Raw genomic sequence first — 17,547 nt, 5'->3', positions numbered from 1 at the left:
ACTGAGGCGTATTCGTCCGAACCGTTCGGGGAGCTGTCCATGGGGGCCATTCCGGCGCAACGGGAGACCGTTACCCGTGCCTCTGATGTGCCCGCGCACGGGCGAGGGGGCTCCGAAACCCACACCACCCTCCCCGGCAGCCCGCTCTCCCCGGGCTCCGCCCGCACCCTCGTGCGCAGCGCCCTGACCGAATGGGCCGCCTCCGGTCTCCCCGGCACCGAACACCTCACCGACCGTCTCGTCGACGACGCCGTCGTGGCCGTCAGCGAGCTGGTCACCAACGCGGTCGTGCACGCCGGTACCGATGTCGAGCTCACCTGCCGGCTGGAGGAGGACACCGGCGCCCTCGTCGTCGAGGTCCTGGACCACCACCCCTCGCGCGCCCCGCGCGACGCGGAGATCGAGGCGCCGTACGAGACACCGGAGTACGGGCGCGGCCTGCGGCTGGTGTCCCGGCTCGCCGAGTCCTGGGGCGTCACCTATCGCACCGGCGCCAAGATCGTGTGGGCGCGGCTGCCCGCCGAGGACCCCATCGCGGCCAGGGACGACGTCGAGGCGTACGCCGAGGAGCGCGCGCTGGAGCGCGGGCTGCGCGTCGCCGAGATCCTCGCCCCGGAGCCCCAGCGCGCCGAGCGGGACCGGGACTGGCTCAACCGGGGCGCCCTGTCCTTCCTCGCCGAGGCCTCCGACCTGCTCGCCGGGCAGCTCGACGAGAACCTGGTCGCCGCCCTCGCCGGCCAGCTGATCGTGCCGCGGCTGGCGGACTGGTGCGCGGTGTGGCTGGAGGACGAGATGGCCGGGCGCTGGGGATACCCCCGATCCGGTGACACCGAGGGCGGGGGAGGCTGGACGGCGGACGTCGTCGCGGGCGCCGGGCCCCGGCTCGCCCGTGTCTGGCACGGCTCCGAGAACCTCATCGAGGAACTCCGGCGCGCCCTGGAGAAGGAGCCCCCGCAATCCTCCGACGGCCACCGCACCGGCCCCGTCCCCTATCCCTGGCCCGGTGAGGCGCTCGGCGTGCGCGGGGTGCGCGGCACGGCGCTCGCGTACCGGCTGATCGCCGGCGGCCGCCCGCTGGGCACGCTGGTCATCGGGCGGGCCGACCTCATGCGCTTCCCCGACGAGGTCACCGGGCTCGTCGAGGACCTCAGCCGCCGGGTGGCCCTCGCCATCGGCGCGGCCCGCCAGTACGCCCGGCAGGCCACCATCAGCCGGGTCCTGCAGCGCGGGCTGCTGCCCGGCGCCGTCGCGGAGATCCCCGGGGTGGTCAGCGCCCTGGTGTACGAGCCGTACGACAAGGGCGGCCCGAGCGGCGACTTCTACGACCTCTTCCCGGCCGGCGACGGCCGCTGGTGCTTCGCCATCGGCGACGTGCAGGGCAAGGGCCCCGAGGCGGCCGTGGTGATCGGCATCGCGCGGCCCTGGCTGCGGCTCCTCGCCCGCGAGGGCTACCGCGTCGCCGACGTCCTCGACCGCCTCAACCAGCTCCTCCTCGACGACGCCACGGAGGCCGCCGACGCCGCCGCCCGCGCCCTCGTCGGCCCGGTCCCACCCGGCGACGGCCCGCAGACCCGCTTCCTGTCTCTGCTGTACGGCGAACTGACCCCCTTCGACGGCGGCATCCGCTGCACCCTCGCCTCCGCCGGACACCCGCTGCCCTTGCTGTTGGGCGCGGGCGGCGAGGTCCACACCGCCGCGCACCCGCAGACCCTCCTCGGCGTCGTCGAGGACGCGACCTACACCAGCGAGACCTTCGAGCTGCGCTCCGGCGACACCCTGCTGTGCGTGACCGACGGGGTGACGGAGCGGCGCAGCGGCTCCCGCCAGTTCGACGACGGCGACGGCCTCGCGACCGCGCTCGCCGGGTGCGCGGGCCTGAACGCCCAGCTGATCGCGGAACGCATCCGGAGGCTGGTGCACGAGTTCAGCGGCCGTCCGCCGGAGGACGATCTGGCGCTGCTGGTGCTTCAGGCCGAGTAGGCGGTTTCCCGGGGGCCGGGGCGTACGCGCGCGCGTGCTGGACAATGGAACCCATGCCCTCCGCACTCCCCGACGGCGAGCCCGTCCCCGACGACGGCACGCTCCCCGCGTCCGCGCTCGCCGGGTCCGCCGACCGCCCCCTCGGCTTCTACCTGCACGTCCCGTACTGCGCGACCCGCTGCGGCTACTGCGACTTCAACACCTACACGGCGACCGAGCTGCGCGGCACGGGCGGCGTGCTGGCGTCCCGCGACAACTACGCCGAGACGCTCATCGACGAGATCCGCCTGGCCCGCAAGGTCCTCGGCGACGACCCGCGCGAGGTCCGCACGGTCTTCGTCGGCGGCGGTACGCCCACGCTGCTGGCCGCCGACGACCTCGTACGGATGCTGGGGGCGATCCGCGACGAGTTCGGGCTGGCGCCGGACGCGGAGATCACCACGGAGGCGAACCCGGACTCGGTGGACCCGGCGTATCTGGCCGTGCTCCGCGAGGGCGGCTTCAACCGTGTCTCGTTCGGCATGCAGAGCGCGAAGCAGCACGTGCTGAAGGTCCTCGACCGCACGCACACGCCGGGGCGCCCGGAGGCGTGTGTCGGGGAGGCCCGCGCGGCGGGCTTCGAGCACGTCAACCTGGACCTGATCTACGGCACCCCGGGCGAGTCGGACGACGACTGGCGGGCGTCGCTGGAGGCGGCGATCGGCGCCGGGCCGGACCATGTGTCCGCGTACGCCCTGATCGTCGAGGAAGGCACCCAGCTGGCCCGTCGTATCCGCCGGGGCGAGGTCCCGATGACGGACGACGACGTCCACGCGGACCGGTACCTGATCGCCGAGGAGACGTTCACGGCGGCCGGTTTCGACTGGTACGAGGTCTCCAACTGGGCGACCTCGGAAGCGGGCCGCTGCCTGCACAACGAGCTGTACTGGCGGGGCGCCGACTGGTGGGGCGCGGGTCCGGGAGCGCACTCCCACGTGGGCGGGGTGCGCTGGTGGAACGTCAAGCATCCGGGCGCGTATGCGGCGGCGCTGGCGGCGGGGAAGTCGCCGGGGGCGGGGCGGGAGCTGCTGTCGGAGGAGGACAGGAGGGTCGAGCGGATCCTGCTGGAGCTGCGGCTTCGGGAGGGGGTGCCGTTGGATTTGCTGCGGGAGGAGGGGCTTGCGGCTTCTCGGCGGGCGCTGGGGGAGGGGCTGCTTCAGGAGGGGTCGTACGAAGAGGGGCGGGCCGCGCTGACGCTGCGGGGGCGGTTGTTGGCGGATGCGGTGGTGCGGGATCTGGTGGATTGATCACTCGGGGGAGTGAATCCCCCCGGAACGCCGGTTCGGTCCCTAACCTGGTTCGTAGGCTGCCGCCGACAGGACGCGGCGGATGTGGAGGCCACGGAGATGACCGCTGTGGACGAGCGTGGGATTGCCAAGTTCTTCGAGGAGTTCGAGCCTCCCGAGGGCATCAAGGCCGAGCTTCTCCGGGGGGAAATCGTGATGATGGCGACTCCCGATCTGGTGCACAACCGGATTGTGGCGGACGTGGTGGACCAGATCCCGCGTAAGCGCTGGGAACGGCTCCAGGTGACGGACGTGGACATCATCGATGAGACCAGCGAGCCCATTCCGGACTTGGTGGTGGTGGAACGCGGTGTCGCCCCGGACTCAGGCCGTCTGTTGCCGTCCCAGTTGGTCACGATGGTGGTCGAAGTGGTTTCCAAGACCAGCGTCCAGCGGGACTACGAAATCAAGCGGTCGATCTACGCCGCCGGCCAGGTGGCCGCCTACCTCATCGTGGACCCGATCATGGCGCAGTGCGTCCTGCTCACGAGGCCCGTCGGGAAGGGGGAGAACGCCGACTACCAGAGGCAGCAGATCACCAAGTTCGGGGCGCCGCTGCCGCTGGAGGATCTAGAGCTCGAACTGGACACCAGCGAGTTCGGTACCTACCCCAACGTCAAGCCCCACCGCCACCCGTAACGAAGTCGATCAGCTCCTCCACCCTCCCCAACAACTCCGGCTCCAGGTCCTTGTAAGACCCCACCCGCCCCAGAATCGCCTGCCACACCGCCCCGGTGTTCTCCGACGGCCACCCCAGCGCCCGGCACACCCCCGTCTTCCAGTCCTGCCCGCGCGGCACCCGCGGCCACTCCGCGATCCCCAGGGACGACGGCTTCACCGCCTCCCAGATGTCGATGTACGGGTGGCCCACCACGAGCGCGTGCTCGCTGGTCACCGCCTCCGCGATGCGCCACTCCTTGCTGCCCGGCACCAAGTGGTCCACCAGTACACCCAGCCGCGCGTCCGGCCCGGGCGCGAAGTCCGCGACGATCGACGGCAGGTCGTCGACGCCCTCCAGGTACTCCACCACCACGCCCTCGATGCGCAGGTCGTCGCCCCACACCTTCTCGACCAGCTCGGCGTCGTGCCGGCCCTCGACATAGATACGGCCGGCGCGGGCCACGCGCGCGCGTGCCTGCGGAACGGCGACCGAACCGGATGCCGTACGGGTGGGACGTACCGGAGCGGAGGACGACGGCCGGACGAGGGTCACCACCTTGCCCTCCAGCAGGAACCCCCGCGGTTCCAGCGGGAACACCCTGTGCTTGCCGAAGCGGTCCTCCAGCGTCACCGTGCCCGCCTCGCAGCGGATCACCGCGCCGCAGAAGCCCGTGCCCGGCTCCTCCACCACCAGACCCGGGTCCGCCGGTACCTCGGGGACGGGCTTGGGCTTCTTCCAGGGCGGGGTCAGGTCCGGGGAGTACTGGCGCATTCGGATGACGATAGGAGAAGCGCGGCACGCGCGTCCCGCGAAATCACCGCGACACGCCGAAACGGGCGGCCAAGGCGTCGCGCTGGCGGCGCACGAACTCCGCGTCCACCACCGCTCCGTGACCGGGCACGTACAGCGCGTCCTCGCCGCCCAGGTCCAGCAGCCGGTCCAGGGCCGCCGGCCAGTGCGACGGTACGGCGTCGGGGCCGGCCTGGGGTTCGCCGGACTCCTCCACCAGGTCGCCGCAGAAGACCACCTCGGGAGAGCCGGGAGCGCCCGGCACGAGCACGACCAGGTCGTGGGCCGTGTGGGCCGGGCCCACGTTCGCCAGGAGGACCTGGCGGCCGCCGTCCAGGTCGAGGGTCCACTCGCCGCTCACCTGGTGGTGCGGGCGGACCAGGGCGTCGATCGCCTCGTCCGCCGCGTCCTGGTCCAGGCCGTTGCGTACGGCGTCCGCGCGCAGTTCCGCCCGCTCGTGCGCGAACACCGTGTCCATGCCCACCGCCCCGTACACCTGCGCGCCCGCGAACGCCGCCGCTCCGAAGACATGATCGAAGTGGGGATGCGTCAGAGCGAGATGAGTCACACGGTGACCCGCGAGCCACTGTGCCTGCGTACGCAGGCGCACGCCTTCCGCGAGGCTCGACCCGGCGTCGACGATCAGCGCGCCGCCCTCCCCGACGACCAGCCCCGCCGTGCAGTCCCAGCCCGGAAGCCGGCACCGTCCCACCCCGGCCGCCAGCCGCTCCCACCCCAGCTCTTCCCAAGTCACCGTCATAGGGCGACGCTAACCAACACACCACCGTCGGGCACGGTGGTGCTGACCGGCCTTGCCCGGGGCGTACCCCACCGCCGTACACTGGGCCGGGGACGGCTGGCACTCGGGCGGACAGAGTGCCAGGCAAGGCGCCAAGGGGACGAAACTGGAGGTGTGCGCGAGATGCTGAGTGAACGCAGGCTTCAGGTGTTGCGCGCCATCGTCCAGGACTATGTCGGGACCGAGGAGCCGGTGGGCTCCAAGGCGCTCACCGAGCGGCACAACCTCGGCGTCTCCCCGGCGACCGTGCGCAACGACATGGCGGCCCTGGAGGACGAGGGCTTCATCGCCCAGCCGCACACCAGCGCCGGGCGGATCCCGACCGACAAGGGCTACCGGCTGTTCGTCGACAAGCTCGCCGGCGTCAAGCCGATGAGCCCGCCGGAGCGGCGCGCGATCCAGAACTTCCTCGAGGGTGCCGTAGACCTCGACGACGTCGTGGCGCGCACCGTACGGCTGCTCGCGCAGCTCACCCGGCAGGTCGCCGTCGTGCAGTACCCGTCGCTGACCCGGTCCACCGTCCGGCACGTCGAGCTGCTCTCGCTCGCGCCCGCGCGCGTGATGCTCGTGCTGATCACGGACACCGGGCGGGTCGAGCAGCGGATGATCGACTGCCCGGCGCCCTTCGGCGAGAGTTCGCTCGCGGATCTACGCGCGCGGCTCAACAGCCGGGTCGCGGGCCGGCGCTTCACCGATGTGCCGACGCTCGTCGAGGACCTTCCCGAGGCCTTCGACATGGAGGACCGCGGCACTGTCTCGGCGGTGCTCTCCACCCTCCTGGAGACGCTCGTCGAGGAGAACGAAGAGCGGCTGATGATCGGCGGCACCGCCAATCTCACCCGCTTCGGGCATGACTTCCCCCTCACCATCCGGCCCGTCCTGGAGGCCCTGGAGGAGCACGTCGTCCTCCTCAAACTCCTTGGCGAGGCGGGGGATTCGGGCATGACCGTGCGCATCGGGCACGAGAACGCCTATGAGGGACTCAACTCCACGTCTGTCGTGTCGGTCGGCTACGGTTCGGGCGGCGAGGCAGTCGCCAAGCTCGGCGTGGTCGGACCGACCCGCATGGATTACCCGGGAACGATGGGAGCGGTACGCGCAGTGGCACGGTACGTCGGACAGATCCTGGCGGAGTCGTAAGTGGCCACGGACTACTACGCCGTTCTCGGCGTGCGTCGCGACGCGTCGCAGGAAGAGATCAAGAAGGCCTTCCGGCGGCTCGCGCGCGAGCTGCACCCGGACGTCAATCCGGATCCGAAGACCCAGGAGCGGTTCAAGGAGATCAACGCCGCTTACGAGGTGCTGTCGGACCCGCAGAAGAAGCAGGTCTACGACCTCGGCGGCGACCCGCTGTCCCAGGCGGGCGGCGCGGGGGCCGGCGGCTTCGGCGCGGGCGGCTTCGGGAACTTCTCAGACATCATGGACGCGTTCTTCGGTACGGCGTCGCAGCGCGGGCCGCGCTCGCGCACGCGCCGGGGCCAGGACGCGATGATCCGCCTCGAGATCGAACTCGACGAGGCGGCCTTCGGTACGACGAAGGACATCCAGGTCGACACGGCCGTCGTCTGCAACACCTGTAACGGTGAGGGGGCTGCCCCCGGCACCTCCGCCCAGACGTGTGACATGTGCCGCGGCCGCGGTGAGGTGTCGCAGGTGACGCGGTCCTTCCTGGGCCAGGTCATGACGTCCCGTCCCTGCCCGCAGTGCCAGGGCTTCGGCACCGTCGTCCCGACGCCGTGCCCGGAGTGCGCGGGCGACGGGCGCGTACGGTCCCGCCGGACCCTGACCGTCAAGATCCCGGCCGGTGTCGACAACGGCACGCGGATCCAGCTCGCCGGTGAGGGCGAGGTCGGGCCGGGCGGCGGTCCCGCCGGTGATCTCTACGTCGAGATCCACGAACTCCCGCACCCGACCTTCCAGCGGCGCGGCGACGACCTGCACTGCACGGTGACGATCCCGATGACCGCGGCGGCCCTCGGCACGAAGGTGCCGCTGGAGACGCTGGACGGCCTCGAGGAGGTCGACATCCGGCCCGGCACCCAGTCCGGCCAGTCGATCCCGCTGCACGGCCGGGGTGTCACACACCTGCGTGGCGGCGGCCGCGGCGACCTCATCGTGCACGTCGAGGTCACGACACCGACCAAGCTGGACCCCGAGCAGGAACGCCTGCTGCGCGAGCTGGCCAAGCTACGGGGCGAGGAGCGCCCGCAGGGGCAGTTCCAGCCGGGGCAGCAGGGGTTGTTCTCGCGGTTGAAGGATGCGTTCAACGGCCGGACGTGAGCTGCGGGTCTCGCGGTCGAAAGACGCGTTCAAAGAGCGCTGACCCCCTTGGGAATGTGTTGGCCTATGCCAAGGGGAAGGGTCGATTCGGACTTGTTCGGAGGACGTGACAACATGCCGTCATGTCCTCCGCACTGACCGATCTTTTCCCGCTTCCGATCGTGCAGGCCCCCATGGCAGGCGGCGTCTCCGTGCCGCAGCTCGCCGCTGCCGTGTCCGAGGCCGGTGGGCTGGGATTTCTCGCCGCCGGGTACAAAACCGCCGACGGGATGTACCAGGAGATCAAGCAGCTGCGGGGGCTGACCGGGCGGCCCTTCGGGGTCAATCTGTTCATGCCGCAGCCGGAGTATGCCGACGCCGCGGCCGTGGAGGTCTACGCCCATCAGCTCGCCGGCGAGGCCGCCTGGTACGAGATCGAGCTGGGGGACCCGGACAGCGGGCGGGACGACGGGTACGACGCCAAGCTCGCCGTGCTGCTCGACAACCCCGTGCCCGTCGCCTCCTTCCACTTCGGTGCGCCCAGCAGTGAGGTGCTGGAGGCGCTGCGGCGTGCCGGAACCTTCACTCTCGTCACCGCCACCACCCCGGACGAGGCTCTCGCAGTGCAGCGGGCCGGTGCCGATGCCGTGATCGTGCAGGGGGTCGAGGCGGGCGGCCACCAGGGCACCCATCGCGACAACCCCGAGACCGACGGCACCGGCATCGGGCTGCTCTCGCTCGTCGCACAGGTCCGTGAGGCCGTGAGCCTGCCCATCGTCGCGGCCGGCGGCATCATGCGCGGCAGCCAGATCGCCGCCGTACTCGCCGCCGGCGCCAGTGCCGCCCAGCTCGGGACCGCCTTCCTGGCCACCCCGGAGTCCGGCGCCAACGCCCTGCACAAGCAGGCGCTGACCAACCCCCTGTTCGTACGGACCGAGTTGACGCGCGCCTTCTCCGGGCGGCCCGCCCGCGGCCTCGTCAACCGCTTCCTGCGCGAGCACGGGCCGTACGCCCCCGCCGCCTATCCCGAGGTCCACCACCTCACCTCGCCCCTGCGCAAGAAGGCCGCCGCGTCCGGCGACGCGCAGGGCATGGCGCTGTGGGCCGGGCAGGGGCACCGGATGGCGCGTGAACTGCCCGCCGGGCAGCTGGTGGAGGTGCTGGCCGCCGAGCTGGACGCCGCGGCGACAGCGTTGTCGGCTCTGCCCAAGGGCGGTGCGGGCGCATGACCGCTCCCGTGTTCGTGGTCGAGCACCTCCCGGCCGGCGGTGGGCAGCGCTACGTCCTCGACGGGCCCGAGGGGCGGCATGCCGTCTCCGTCAAGCGGCTGCGGGCGGGGGAGTCCGTCGTCCTCACGGACGGCGAGGGCCGCTGGGCCGAGTGCGAGGTGGTCGACACCGAGGGCAAGGACCGGCTGGTTCTGCAGCTGGGTGCGGTGGCCGAGGAGCCCGTGGAGCAGCCTCGTATCACCGTCGTCCAGGCCCTTCCCAAGGGCGACCGCGGTGAGCTGGCCGTCGAGACCATGACCGAGACCGGCGTCGACGCGATCGTGCCCTGGGCGGCCGCCCGGTGCATCACGCAGTGGAAGGGCGAGCGGGGCGCGAAGGCCCTCGCCAAGTGGCGGGCCACCGCCCGCGAGGCCGGCAAGCAGTCGCGCCGGGTGCGCTTCCCCCAGGTCGCGGACGCGGCCACGACCAAGCAGGTCGCGGCACTTCTCGCCGAGGCCGACTTCGCCGCCGTACTGCACGAGAGCGGTGACGAACCCCTGGCTACGGTCGAACTCCCCGCCGAGGGCGAGATCGTGCTCGTCGTCGGGCCCGAAGGCGGCGTGTCCCCCGAGGAGTTGGCGCTGTTCGAGGAGGCGGGGGCGAAGGCGTACGTCCTCGGGCGTACCGTGCTGCGTACATCGACCGCCGGGACCGCCGCGAGCGCCGTGCTCCTTGCCCGCACCGGCCGCTGGTCCTGACCCCCCGGGGGGAAGCGCCATGGAACTCGCACAGGTGCGGCTGCTCGTCACCGACTTCGCCGCCTGCTGCCGCTTCTACGCCGAAGTACTCGGCCTCAAGCCGCAGTCGGGGGCGGCGCAGGGGCCGTACGAGAAGTTCACTCCCGCCACCGGCTCGGCCGGGATCGCCCTCCAGGACCGGGCCATGATGGCCGGGATCCTGGGCGAGCTGGGCGACGAGGCGAGCGGGTACCGGTCGTTGGTCGTGCTGCGCGTCGACGACCTGGACGCCTACTGCGAGCAGATCGCCTCCCGCGGCGCGACCCTCCTGCACGGCCCCGCCCCCATGACCGACCGGATGCGGGTCGCCCACCTCAAGGACCCGGAGGGGAACCTGGTGGAACTGCAGGAGTGGCTGTTGCTGCGCGGCTGAGGACGGCGTCGAACAGCTCCCAGCCGTCCAACTCGGCGCTCCCCGGCAGGAGTCCGCGGGCTGTCGCCTCGTCGACCAGGCCGCGTACGACACCGGGTTCGCGCAGGTTGAGCAGCTTCCCGGGGCCGGTCGCCACGCATCCGACGTACGAGTAGCCGTCGGAGATGCCCCGGCCCTCGCCCTCCCGGAAGACGATCCGCGTGCGCACACCGTCCAGGGTCAGGTTGAGGACGTCGCGGCGCACGTCACCGTCCCCGTGCTTGTGCCGCACGCTCCAGAGATACGTCGTCCGCTCGTCCACGACGAGCCTGCGCAGCCGGCGGTCGTTACTCATTCGGCCACGCTACGGCGCCGGGCAGAGCTTGGTCTCGGGGTTTTCCGCGGGGATGAGCTGGACGTCCTCGCGGCGGACGGCGAAGGACTCCTGGACCTTGCCGTTGTTGCGGGCCGGGTCCCAGAGCCAGATCCAGTCGCCGGAGGTGCCGAAGGAGACCACCGGGTGGCCGGTGGGGACCGGGCCGTTCTCCACCGCCAGGGGGTGGGAGGCGTCCACCGGGCGCACGCACATGAAGTGGCCGTAGACACCGAAGTAGTCGGACGGCTGGACGCCCCGCCGGGCGGCGTTCTCGGCGGCCCGGCCTGCCGCGCTCGCCGCCTGTCCGGTGCCCAGCGCGACCGCGCTCAGGGCGTAGACGACGATGACCAGCGTCGCCAGCGCGATGGCGAAGAAGCGGTTGCTGGCGTCGCGGCCCAGGTGGAAGTGGCGCAGCCAGCCCACGACCGCCACGAAGAACAGCGCGCTGCCCAGTGCTAGGCCCATCGGCTCGGCGGCCACCAGATAGGTGCCGAGCCGCGGTGAGGGCACCGTCTCCGCGCGGATGTCGAACCGGTCCAGGTAGGCGTCGTGCATCTGCCGGCCCAGCCAGCCCACCATCGACCACAGCACCGGCACGGACAGCGGCACCAGCCAGGCGGCGTGCCGGGTGAAGACGGTGCGGCGCAGCGCGAGGACCACGCCCGCGCCCGTGAACACGCCGACGGCGAGCACCAGCGCGCCCGCCCACAGCACCCGGGGCTGGGTGCCCTGGCCCACCAGGGCCCCGAACGCGGCCAGCGCCGTGGTGCCCGCGGCTCCGGCGGCCCACTGGACCCCGCGGCCGCTGGCCCGCGTCTCCTTGAGCGTGCGGCCCAGCGGCAGCGCCCCCGCCGGGCTGAGCAGCGCGGGCAGCAGCTTCCAGGCGCCCTCGGCCCAGACGACGTACATGCCGCACAGGACGGCGAGGACGACGCCGGCCACCCCCGCCGCCAGCCAGACCAGCCGGACCCGGCGCTCGTGCGGGGTCTCGTCGCGCGGCGGGTCCGCGTCCGAGTGGCCCGGCACCCGCAGTCCGTGCGCCTGGGCGTCGAAGGGGCGGCCACCCAGCGGGCGCGCCGCCAGTTCCGCCGCCGCCTCCTCCCGGGAGCGCGGCCCCGCCGACACGGTCACGGCACGCTGCTCGTCCGCCCCGCCCAGCCAGATCCACACCCGCCCCAGCGTCGGCAGCGCGCGGTGCACGTAATACGTCGTGCGGGCCGGCCGCTCGTACTCGACCAGCGCCGCGTCCCGCACCCAGGCGCCCAACTCGGCCTGTCTGGCGAGCCGTTCCACATCGAGGGTGGCCGTACGCAGGGCGCCGAGGCGGGCTCCGTGCAGGCGGACCTCGACGACGAGCGTGGCGCGGTGCGCCGCGCCGGGTGCCGCCTCGTCGCCCTCCGCCGGCCGTACGGCCCAGCCGCGCTCCTCGAACAGGGCCGTCACATAGGCCACTTCATCCGGATGGTCGACCACGTCGACGAGCATCCGCACGCGGCGCCGACGCGGCGGCGCGGGCGGTCCGGCCGGGTCCGTCACCGTGTCCGCGCCGCTCTGGTCGGCGTCGTCCGGGGTGCGCGGCGCGGGCAGGGCGCGGGCGGGGATCCGTGAGGAGGTCAACGGTGCTCCGGGCGGGATGGGTTGGGCGACACCCGATTGTGCCGTGCGCGAGCAGGGAGTGGCCGTATGTGCCCTACCGCGTCGGCGGGGACAGTGGCAGGCTGCCCTCCATGGGGGCGTTCAGGAGGGTTTGGGGTCGTGCCGGTCGCACGGAGCGCACGCATGTGGCGCGGGTGGCAGGCGTGGCGGGTCTCGCCGTGGTCGCCGTCGGCGGGGTGGTCGCCTGTGATCCGGGCGGGCTGAGCAGCGCGACCGTGGCGTTCACGACCGACCAGACCGTGACCGCGGAGCTGGAGCGGCAGAAGGCCGACGTGCAGTGGCTCAACTGCACGGGCTCGTACGACGACGGCAATGGCAACGGCAATGGCAAGTCCGCCGCACCGACGGCGAGCGAGAACACCGTGGTCAAGGTCGACTGCGAGGGCGAGACCAAGGACGGCAAGGACATCACCGTCACCGGCAGGATCACCCGGGCCGTCAGCGGCGCCTGTGTGCGCGGCGACCTCGTCGCCAAGATCGACGGCAAGGAGTGGTTCCACGTGAACGGGCTGGGCAACTGCGATGCCACGCCCTCGCCCGTCAACCCGCCCGGCAACGGCGGACAGCAGCCCGGGCCCACGGTCACGGTGACCGTCACCAAGACCGTCTACTGCCAGGAGCGCCCGAACTGCTGGCCGGAGGGCAAGTGACCGCATCCAGCCGGGAGTTGGGCAAGTGATCCAAAGGTCTGTCCCCGGACGCCGCCCCTGCTTAAGGTGATCGGGTGACTCAGTCCGCGACGCCCGGATCGTCTTCGTATCTCCGGTATCCGCATCTGCACGGCGACCTGGTCGCCTTCACTGCCGAGGACGACGTTTGGCTCGCTCCTCTCGACGGCGGCCGGGCCTGGCGGGTCAGCGCCGACAACGTGCCGGTCAGCCTGCCGCGCATCTCGCCCGACGGCACGACCGTCGCCTGGACCTCCACCCGCGACGGCGCCCCCGAGGTGCACATCGCGCCGGTCGACGGCGGCCCCGCCAAGCGCCTCACCCACTGGGGCAGTTGGCAGACCCGGGTGCGCGGCTGGACCCCGGACGGCGAGGTTCTCGCGATCAGCACCCAGGGCCAGGCGGGCAGCCGCCGCACCTGGGCCCACACGGTCCCGCTGGACGGCGGACCGGCCACCACGCTGCCGTACGGCCCCGTCGCCGATGTCGTCCAGGGCCCCCACCTGGTGCTCGCCTCGGCGCCCATGGGGCTGGAGGCGGCACGGTGGAAGCGCTACCGGGGCGGTACGGCGGGCAAGTTGTGGATCGACCGTGCGGGCGACGGGGACTTCGTACGGCTTCATGAGGAGCTGGACGGGAACATCGAGTACCCCATGTGGGTGGGCGAGCGGATCGCCTTCCTCTCCGATCACGAGGACGTCGGGGCCGTGTACTCGTCCCTGGCCGATGGGTCCGATCTACGCCGTCACACCCCTGTCGACGGTTTCTACGCCCGGCACGCCGCGAGCGACGGCACCCGTGTCGGCTACGCCTGCGCCGGGCAACTGTGGCTCCTGGACGACCTCGACGGGGCCGAGCCGCGCCCGCTCGACATCCGGCTCGGCGGGCAGCGCACCGACCGGCAGCCGTACCCGCTGAACGCCGCCCGCTCGTTCGGGGCGGCGGCGCCCGACCACACCGCGCGCGGCAGCGCGGTCTGCGTCCGGGGTGCCGTGCACTGGGTCACCCATCGCTCCGGTCCCGCCCGTGCGCTCGCCGCCGAGCCCGGCGTACGGGCCCGGCTGCCGCGCACCTTCCGGGCGGAGGGCGAGGAGTGGGTGGTGTGGGTGACGGACGCGGAGGGCGACGACGCGCTGGAGTTCGCGCCCGCGACCGGGCTCGCTCCGGGTGCCACGCCGCGCAGGCTCGGCGCCGGGCAGCTGGGCCGCGTCCTGGAGCTCGCCATGGCGCCCGACGGGAGCCGGGCGGCGGTCGCCGCGCACGACGGGCGGCTGCTGCTCGTCGAGCGGGAGTCCGGCGAGGTCCGCGAGGTCGACCGCAGTGAGGACGGGGACGTGTCCGGGCTGGTCTTCTCGCCCGACTCGGCCTGGCTCGCCTGGTCGCACCCCGGCCCGCGCCCGCTGAGCCAGCTCAAGCTCGCCAACACCACCGACCTGTCGGTCTCCGAGGCGACCCCGCTGCGCTTCCAGGACTACGCGCCGGCGTTCACGCAGGACGGCAAGCACCTGGTGTTCCTGTCGACGCGGTCCTTCGACCCGGTCTACGACGAGCACGTCTTCGACCTCGCCTTCGTGGTCGGCTCCCGCCCCCACCTGATCACCCTGGCGGCGACGACCCCGTCCCCCTTCGGCCCGCAGCGGCACGGCCGACCCTTCGACGCGCCCGACAAGGACGAGACCCCCGACAGCGAGGGCACCCCGGCCACGCGGATCGACCTCGAAGGGCTCGCCGACCGGATCGTGCCGTTCCCGGTCGAGGCCGCCCGCTACACCAACCTGCGGGCCGCGAAGGACGGCGTGCTGTGGCTACGGCATCCCGTGCGCGGCGCCCTCGGCGCCTCCCGGGCCACGCCCGACGACCCCGAGCCCAAGACCGAGATGGAGCGCTACGACCTGCTCCAGCGGCGCCTGGAGCATCTCGCCGACGACGCCGACCACTTCGAGGTCAGCGGCGACGGCAAGCGGCTGCTGTTGTGGACCGACGGCCGGCTCAAGGTCGTCCCCAGCGACCGGCGGGCCTCCGGCGACGACGACAGCGACTCGAACATCACCGTGGACCTGACGCGCGTACGGCAGAGGGTCGACCCGTCGGCGGAGTGGCGGCAGATGTTCGAGGAGACCGGCCGCATCATGCGGGACCACTTCTGGCGGCCGGACATGAACGGGGTGGACTGGTCCGGGGTGCTGGACCGCTACCGCCCGCTCGTCGACCGGGTGGCCACCCATGACGACCTGATGGACCTGTTGTGGGAGGTGCAGGGCGAGCTCGGCACCTCGCACGCGTACGTCGCGCCGCACGGCGGGTACGGCGGCGGGGCCCGGCAGGGTCTGCTCGGCGCCGACATCTCCCGCCATCCGGACGGCAGTTGGCGTATCGACCGCATCCTGCCGTCCGAGACCTCCGACCCCGAGGCGCGGGCACCGCTGGCCGCGCCGGGGGTCGCGGTGCGGGCCGGGGACGCGATCGTGGCGGTGGCCGGGGTGCCGGTGGAACCGGTGACGGGGCCCGGGCCGTTGCTCGTCGGTACGGCGGGCAAGGCGGTGGAGCTGACGATCTCGCCGGCCGGGGGCGGGGACGCACGGCATGCGGTCGTGGTCCCGATCGCCGACGAGCAGCCCCTGCGGTACCACGCGTGGGTGGCCGACCGGCGGGCCTACGTCCACGAGAAGTCCGGCGGCCGGCTCGGCTACCTCCACGTGCCGGACATGCAGGCGCCGGGCTGGGCCCAGATCCACCGCGACCTGCGGGTCGAGGTGGCCCGGGAGGGCCTCGTCGTGGACATCCGGGAGAACGGCGGCGGGCACACCTCGCAACTGGTCGTGGAGAAGCTGGCGCGCCGGATCGTCGGCTGGGAGGTGCCGCGCGGGATGCGCCCGTACAGCTATCCGCAGGACGCCCCGCGGGGTCCTGTGGTGGCGGTGGCGAACGAGTTCTCCGGCTCCGACGGGGACATCGTCAACGCGGTGATCAAGGCGTTGGGCCTGGGGCCGGTGGTGGGGACCCGGACGTGGGGCGGCGTGATCGGGATCGACAGCCGGTACCAGCTGGTCGACGGCACACTCATCACCCAGCCGAAGTACGCCATCTGGCTGGAGGGCTACGGCTGGGACCTGGAGAACCACGGCGTCGACCCGGACGTGGAGGTGGTGCAGCGCCCGCAGGACTGGGTGGCGGGCCGGGACGCTCAGCTGGACGAGGCGATCCGGATCGCACTGGAGGGTCTGGAGACCAGTCCGGCGAAGACACCGCCGACTTTGCCAACCTCTTAGGGGCGCGGGGCTGTGTCGATATGCGGCTCCGCCGCGTGGGCGCGACCAGCCACGATGCACCCGCACCCGACGACGATACGATGCCCCCCGTAAACCCACCGCCCAACCCCCGGAGGGAAAATGGCAGGGGAGCCGCAGGACGACTGTCTGTTCTGCAAGATCGTCGAGGGCCATGTCCCGGCGACGATCGTGCGGGAGACGGACACGACCGTCGCGTTCCGGGACATCAACCCCCAGGCGCCCACCCACGTCCTGGTCATCCCGAAGGCGCACTACCGGGACGCCGCCGCCCTCGCCACCGCCGAACCCACCCTCGCCGCGGACGTCCTGCGCGAGGCCCGGGCCGTCGCCGACGAGGACAAGCTGGAGAGCTACCGCATCGTCTTCAACACCGGCGCCGGCGCCGGTCAGACCGTCTGGCACGCCCACGCCCACATCCTCGGCGGCCGCGGCATGCAGTGGCCCCCGGGATAGTCGAGGTAGTTCGAAGTCGCCGTGTCCGTACGTGAATTGGTTGTCCTCGGGACAGCGAGCCAGGTGCCGACCCGTCACCGGAACCACAACGGGTATCTGTTGCGCTGGGACGGGGAGGGGATCCTCTTCGATCCCGGCGAGGGCACGCAGCGGCAGATGCTGCGGGCCGGAGTCGCGGCGCACGACCTGAACCGGATCTGCGTCACCCACTTCCACGGGGACCACTCGCTCGGCCTCGCCGGCGTCATCCAGCGGATCAACCTGGACAAGGTTCCGCATCCCGTCACCGCCCATTACCCGCGTTCCGGTCAGCGCTTCTTCGACCGGCTGCGCTACGCCACCGCCTACCGCGAGACCGTCGACCTCGCGCAGGCCCCGGTCAGCGCCGACGGCGTCATCGCCGACACCGGCGGCTACCGGCTGGAGACCGCCCGGCTGTCGCACCCCGTCGAGTCGTACGGCTACCGCCTCGTCGAGCCCGACGGCCGCCGCATGCTGCCCGAACGGCTCGCCGCGCACGGCATCAAGGGGCCGGACGTCGGGCGCATCCAGCGGGAAGGGGTGCTCGGTGGGGTCTCCCTGCAGGACGTCAGCGAGGTCCGGCGCGGACAGCGGTTCGCGTTCGTCATGGACACGCGGCTGTGCGACGGGGTGTACACCCTGGCCGAAGGCTGCGACATGCTCGTCATCGAGTCCACCTTCCTGGACGAGGACGTCGAACTCGCCGTGGAACACGGTCATCTGACCGCCGGTCAAGCCGCTCGCGTCGCGCTCGACAGCGGCGTACGGCATCTCGTGCTCACCCACTTCAGCCAGCGCTACACCGAGCCCGACGAGTTCGAGCGGCAGGCGCGGGCCGCCGGTTTCGACGGGGAGTTGACGGTCGCGCACGACCTGCTGCGGGTGCCGCTACCGAAACGTCGGTAGGACCGCC

At 72.3% G+C, this 17,547-nt stretch carries 16 protein-coding genes; 12 read left to right on the top strand and 4 right to left on the bottom strand.

Features of this window, described 5'->3' with window-relative positions; translation table 11 throughout:
* The first annotated feature begins 39 nt into the window (after nucleotides 1-39).
* From PBV52_RS15005 to PBV52_RS14995, 3 genes are all read left to right on the top strand, one after another.
* Entirely contained in the window at nucleotides 40-1,980 is a 1,941-nt protein-coding gene (locus tag PBV52_RS15005) for a SpoIIE family protein phosphatase (RefSeq protein WP_274238860.1), read from the top strand.
* Nucleotides 1,981-2,033: 53 nt separating this feature from the next.
* Nucleotides 2,034-3,266: a radical SAM family heme chaperone HemW gene (hemW, locus tag PBV52_RS15000; protein ID WP_274238859.1), complete on the top strand. Its 1,233-nt coding sequence runs from the start codon at nucleotides 2,034-2,036 to the stop codon at nucleotides 3,264-3,266.
* 99 nt (nucleotides 3,267-3,365) lie between these two features.
* On the top strand, nucleotides 3,366-3,944 hold the full coding sequence (locus PBV52_RS14995) for a Uma2 family endonuclease (protein ID WP_274238858.1): 579 nt from the start codon (nucleotides 3,366-3,368) through the stop codon (nucleotides 3,942-3,944).
* On the opposite strand, the gene PBV52_RS14990 is transcribed toward PBV52_RS14995, so the two are convergent.
* Together PBV52_RS14990 and PBV52_RS14985 are read right to left on the bottom strand one after the other, a co-directional pair.
* On the bottom strand, nucleotides 3,922-4,737 hold the full coding sequence (locus tag PBV52_RS14990) for a DUF3097 domain-containing protein (RefSeq protein ID WP_274238857.1): 816 nt from the start codon (nucleotides 4,735-4,737) through the stop codon (nucleotides 3,922-3,924). The two genes, PBV52_RS14995 and PBV52_RS14990, sit on opposite strands and share 23 nt — an antisense overlap.
* A gap of 43 nt (nucleotides 4,738-4,780) precedes the next feature.
* Complete coding sequence (locus PBV52_RS14985; protein ID WP_274238856.1) at nucleotides 4,781-5,515, bottom strand: MBL fold metallo-hydrolase; 735 nt, start codon at nucleotides 5,513-5,515, stop codon at nucleotides 4,781-4,783.
* A gap of 162 nt (nucleotides 5,516-5,677) precedes the next feature.
* Here PBV52_RS14985 and hrcA point away from each other — a divergent pair, with 162 nt between their 5' ends.
* From hrcA to PBV52_RS14960, 5 genes are all read left to right on the top strand, one after another.
* Nucleotides 5,678-6,694 carry a heat-inducible transcriptional repressor HrcA gene (gene hrcA, locus PBV52_RS14980; RefSeq protein WP_274238855.1) on the top strand — a complete coding sequence of 339 codons (1,017 nt, stop codon included), beginning with the start codon at nucleotides 5,678-5,680 and terminating at the stop codon, nucleotides 6,692-6,694.
* Complete coding sequence (dnaJ, locus tag PBV52_RS14975) at nucleotides 6,695-7,834, top strand: molecular chaperone DnaJ (protein ID WP_274238854.1); 1,140 nt, start codon at nucleotides 6,695-6,697, stop codon at nucleotides 7,832-7,834.
* Between the two features lie 122 nt (nucleotides 7,835-7,956).
* Nucleotides 7,957-9,042: a nitronate monooxygenase gene (locus PBV52_RS14970; protein ID WP_274238853.1), complete on the top strand. Its 1,086-nt coding sequence runs from the start codon at nucleotides 7,957-7,959 to the stop codon at nucleotides 9,040-9,042.
* Nucleotides 9,039-9,779, top strand: coding sequence for a 16S rRNA (uracil(1498)-N(3))-methyltransferase (locus tag PBV52_RS14965; protein WP_274238852.1), 741 nt, complete (start codon nucleotides 9,039-9,041; stop codon nucleotides 9,777-9,779). The genes PBV52_RS14970 and PBV52_RS14965 overlap by 4 nt, the downstream gene beginning before the upstream one ends.
* A gap of 19 nt (nucleotides 9,780-9,798) precedes the next feature.
* Nucleotides 9,799-10,191 carry a VOC family protein gene (locus tag PBV52_RS14960; RefSeq protein WP_274238851.1) on the top strand — a complete coding sequence of 131 codons (393 nt, stop codon included), beginning with the start codon at nucleotides 9,799-9,801 and terminating at the stop codon, nucleotides 10,189-10,191.
* On the opposite strand, the gene PBV52_RS14955 is transcribed toward PBV52_RS14960, so the two are convergent.
* Together PBV52_RS14955 and PBV52_RS14950 are read right to left on the bottom strand one after the other, a co-directional pair.
* Nucleotides 10,133-10,525, bottom strand: coding sequence for a hypothetical protein (locus PBV52_RS14955; protein ID WP_274238850.1), 393 nt, complete (start codon nucleotides 10,523-10,525; stop codon nucleotides 10,133-10,135). The two genes, PBV52_RS14960 and PBV52_RS14955, sit on opposite strands and share 59 nt — an antisense overlap.
* A 9-nt stretch (nucleotides 10,526-10,534) precedes the next feature.
* Entirely contained in the window at nucleotides 10,535-12,163 is a 1,629-nt protein-coding gene (locus PBV52_RS14950; RefSeq protein WP_274238849.1) for a hypothetical protein, read from the bottom strand.
* A gap of 110 nt (nucleotides 12,164-12,273) precedes the next feature.
* Between PBV52_RS14950 and PBV52_RS14945 the strand changes: the two genes are divergently transcribed.
* The 4 genes from PBV52_RS14945 (at nucleotide 12,274) to PBV52_RS14930 (ending at nucleotide 17,540) form a co-directional block, all read left to right on the top strand.
* Entirely contained in the window at nucleotides 12,274-12,852 is a 579-nt protein-coding gene (locus PBV52_RS14945) for a hypothetical protein (protein ID WP_373921869.1), read from the top strand.
* Nucleotides 12,853-12,926: 74 nt separating this feature from the next.
* Nucleotides 12,927-16,139: a S41 family peptidase gene (locus PBV52_RS14940; RefSeq protein ID WP_274238848.1), complete on the top strand. Its 3,213-nt coding sequence runs from the start codon at nucleotides 12,927-12,929 to the stop codon at nucleotides 16,137-16,139.
* Between the two features lie 120 nt (nucleotides 16,140-16,259).
* Complete coding sequence (locus PBV52_RS14935; RefSeq protein ID WP_274238847.1) at nucleotides 16,260-16,613, top strand: histidine triad nucleotide-binding protein; 354 nt, start codon at nucleotides 16,260-16,262, stop codon at nucleotides 16,611-16,613.
* 21 nt (nucleotides 16,614-16,634) lie between these two features.
* A complete protein-coding gene (locus PBV52_RS14930; RefSeq protein WP_274238846.1) occupies nucleotides 16,635-17,540 on the top strand; it encodes a ribonuclease Z in 906 nt (301 codons plus the stop codon).
* Nucleotides 17,541-17,547 lie beyond the last annotated feature (7 nt).

Origin of the sequence: Streptomyces sp. T12 (genome assembly GCF_028736035.1) — a bacterium.
Taxonomy (GTDB): domain Bacteria; phylum Actinomycetota; class Actinomycetes; order Streptomycetales; family Streptomycetaceae; genus Streptomyces.
The sequence above is the reverse complement of the archived record's forward strand: the minus strand, read 5'-3'. Positions and strand labels throughout refer to the sequence as shown.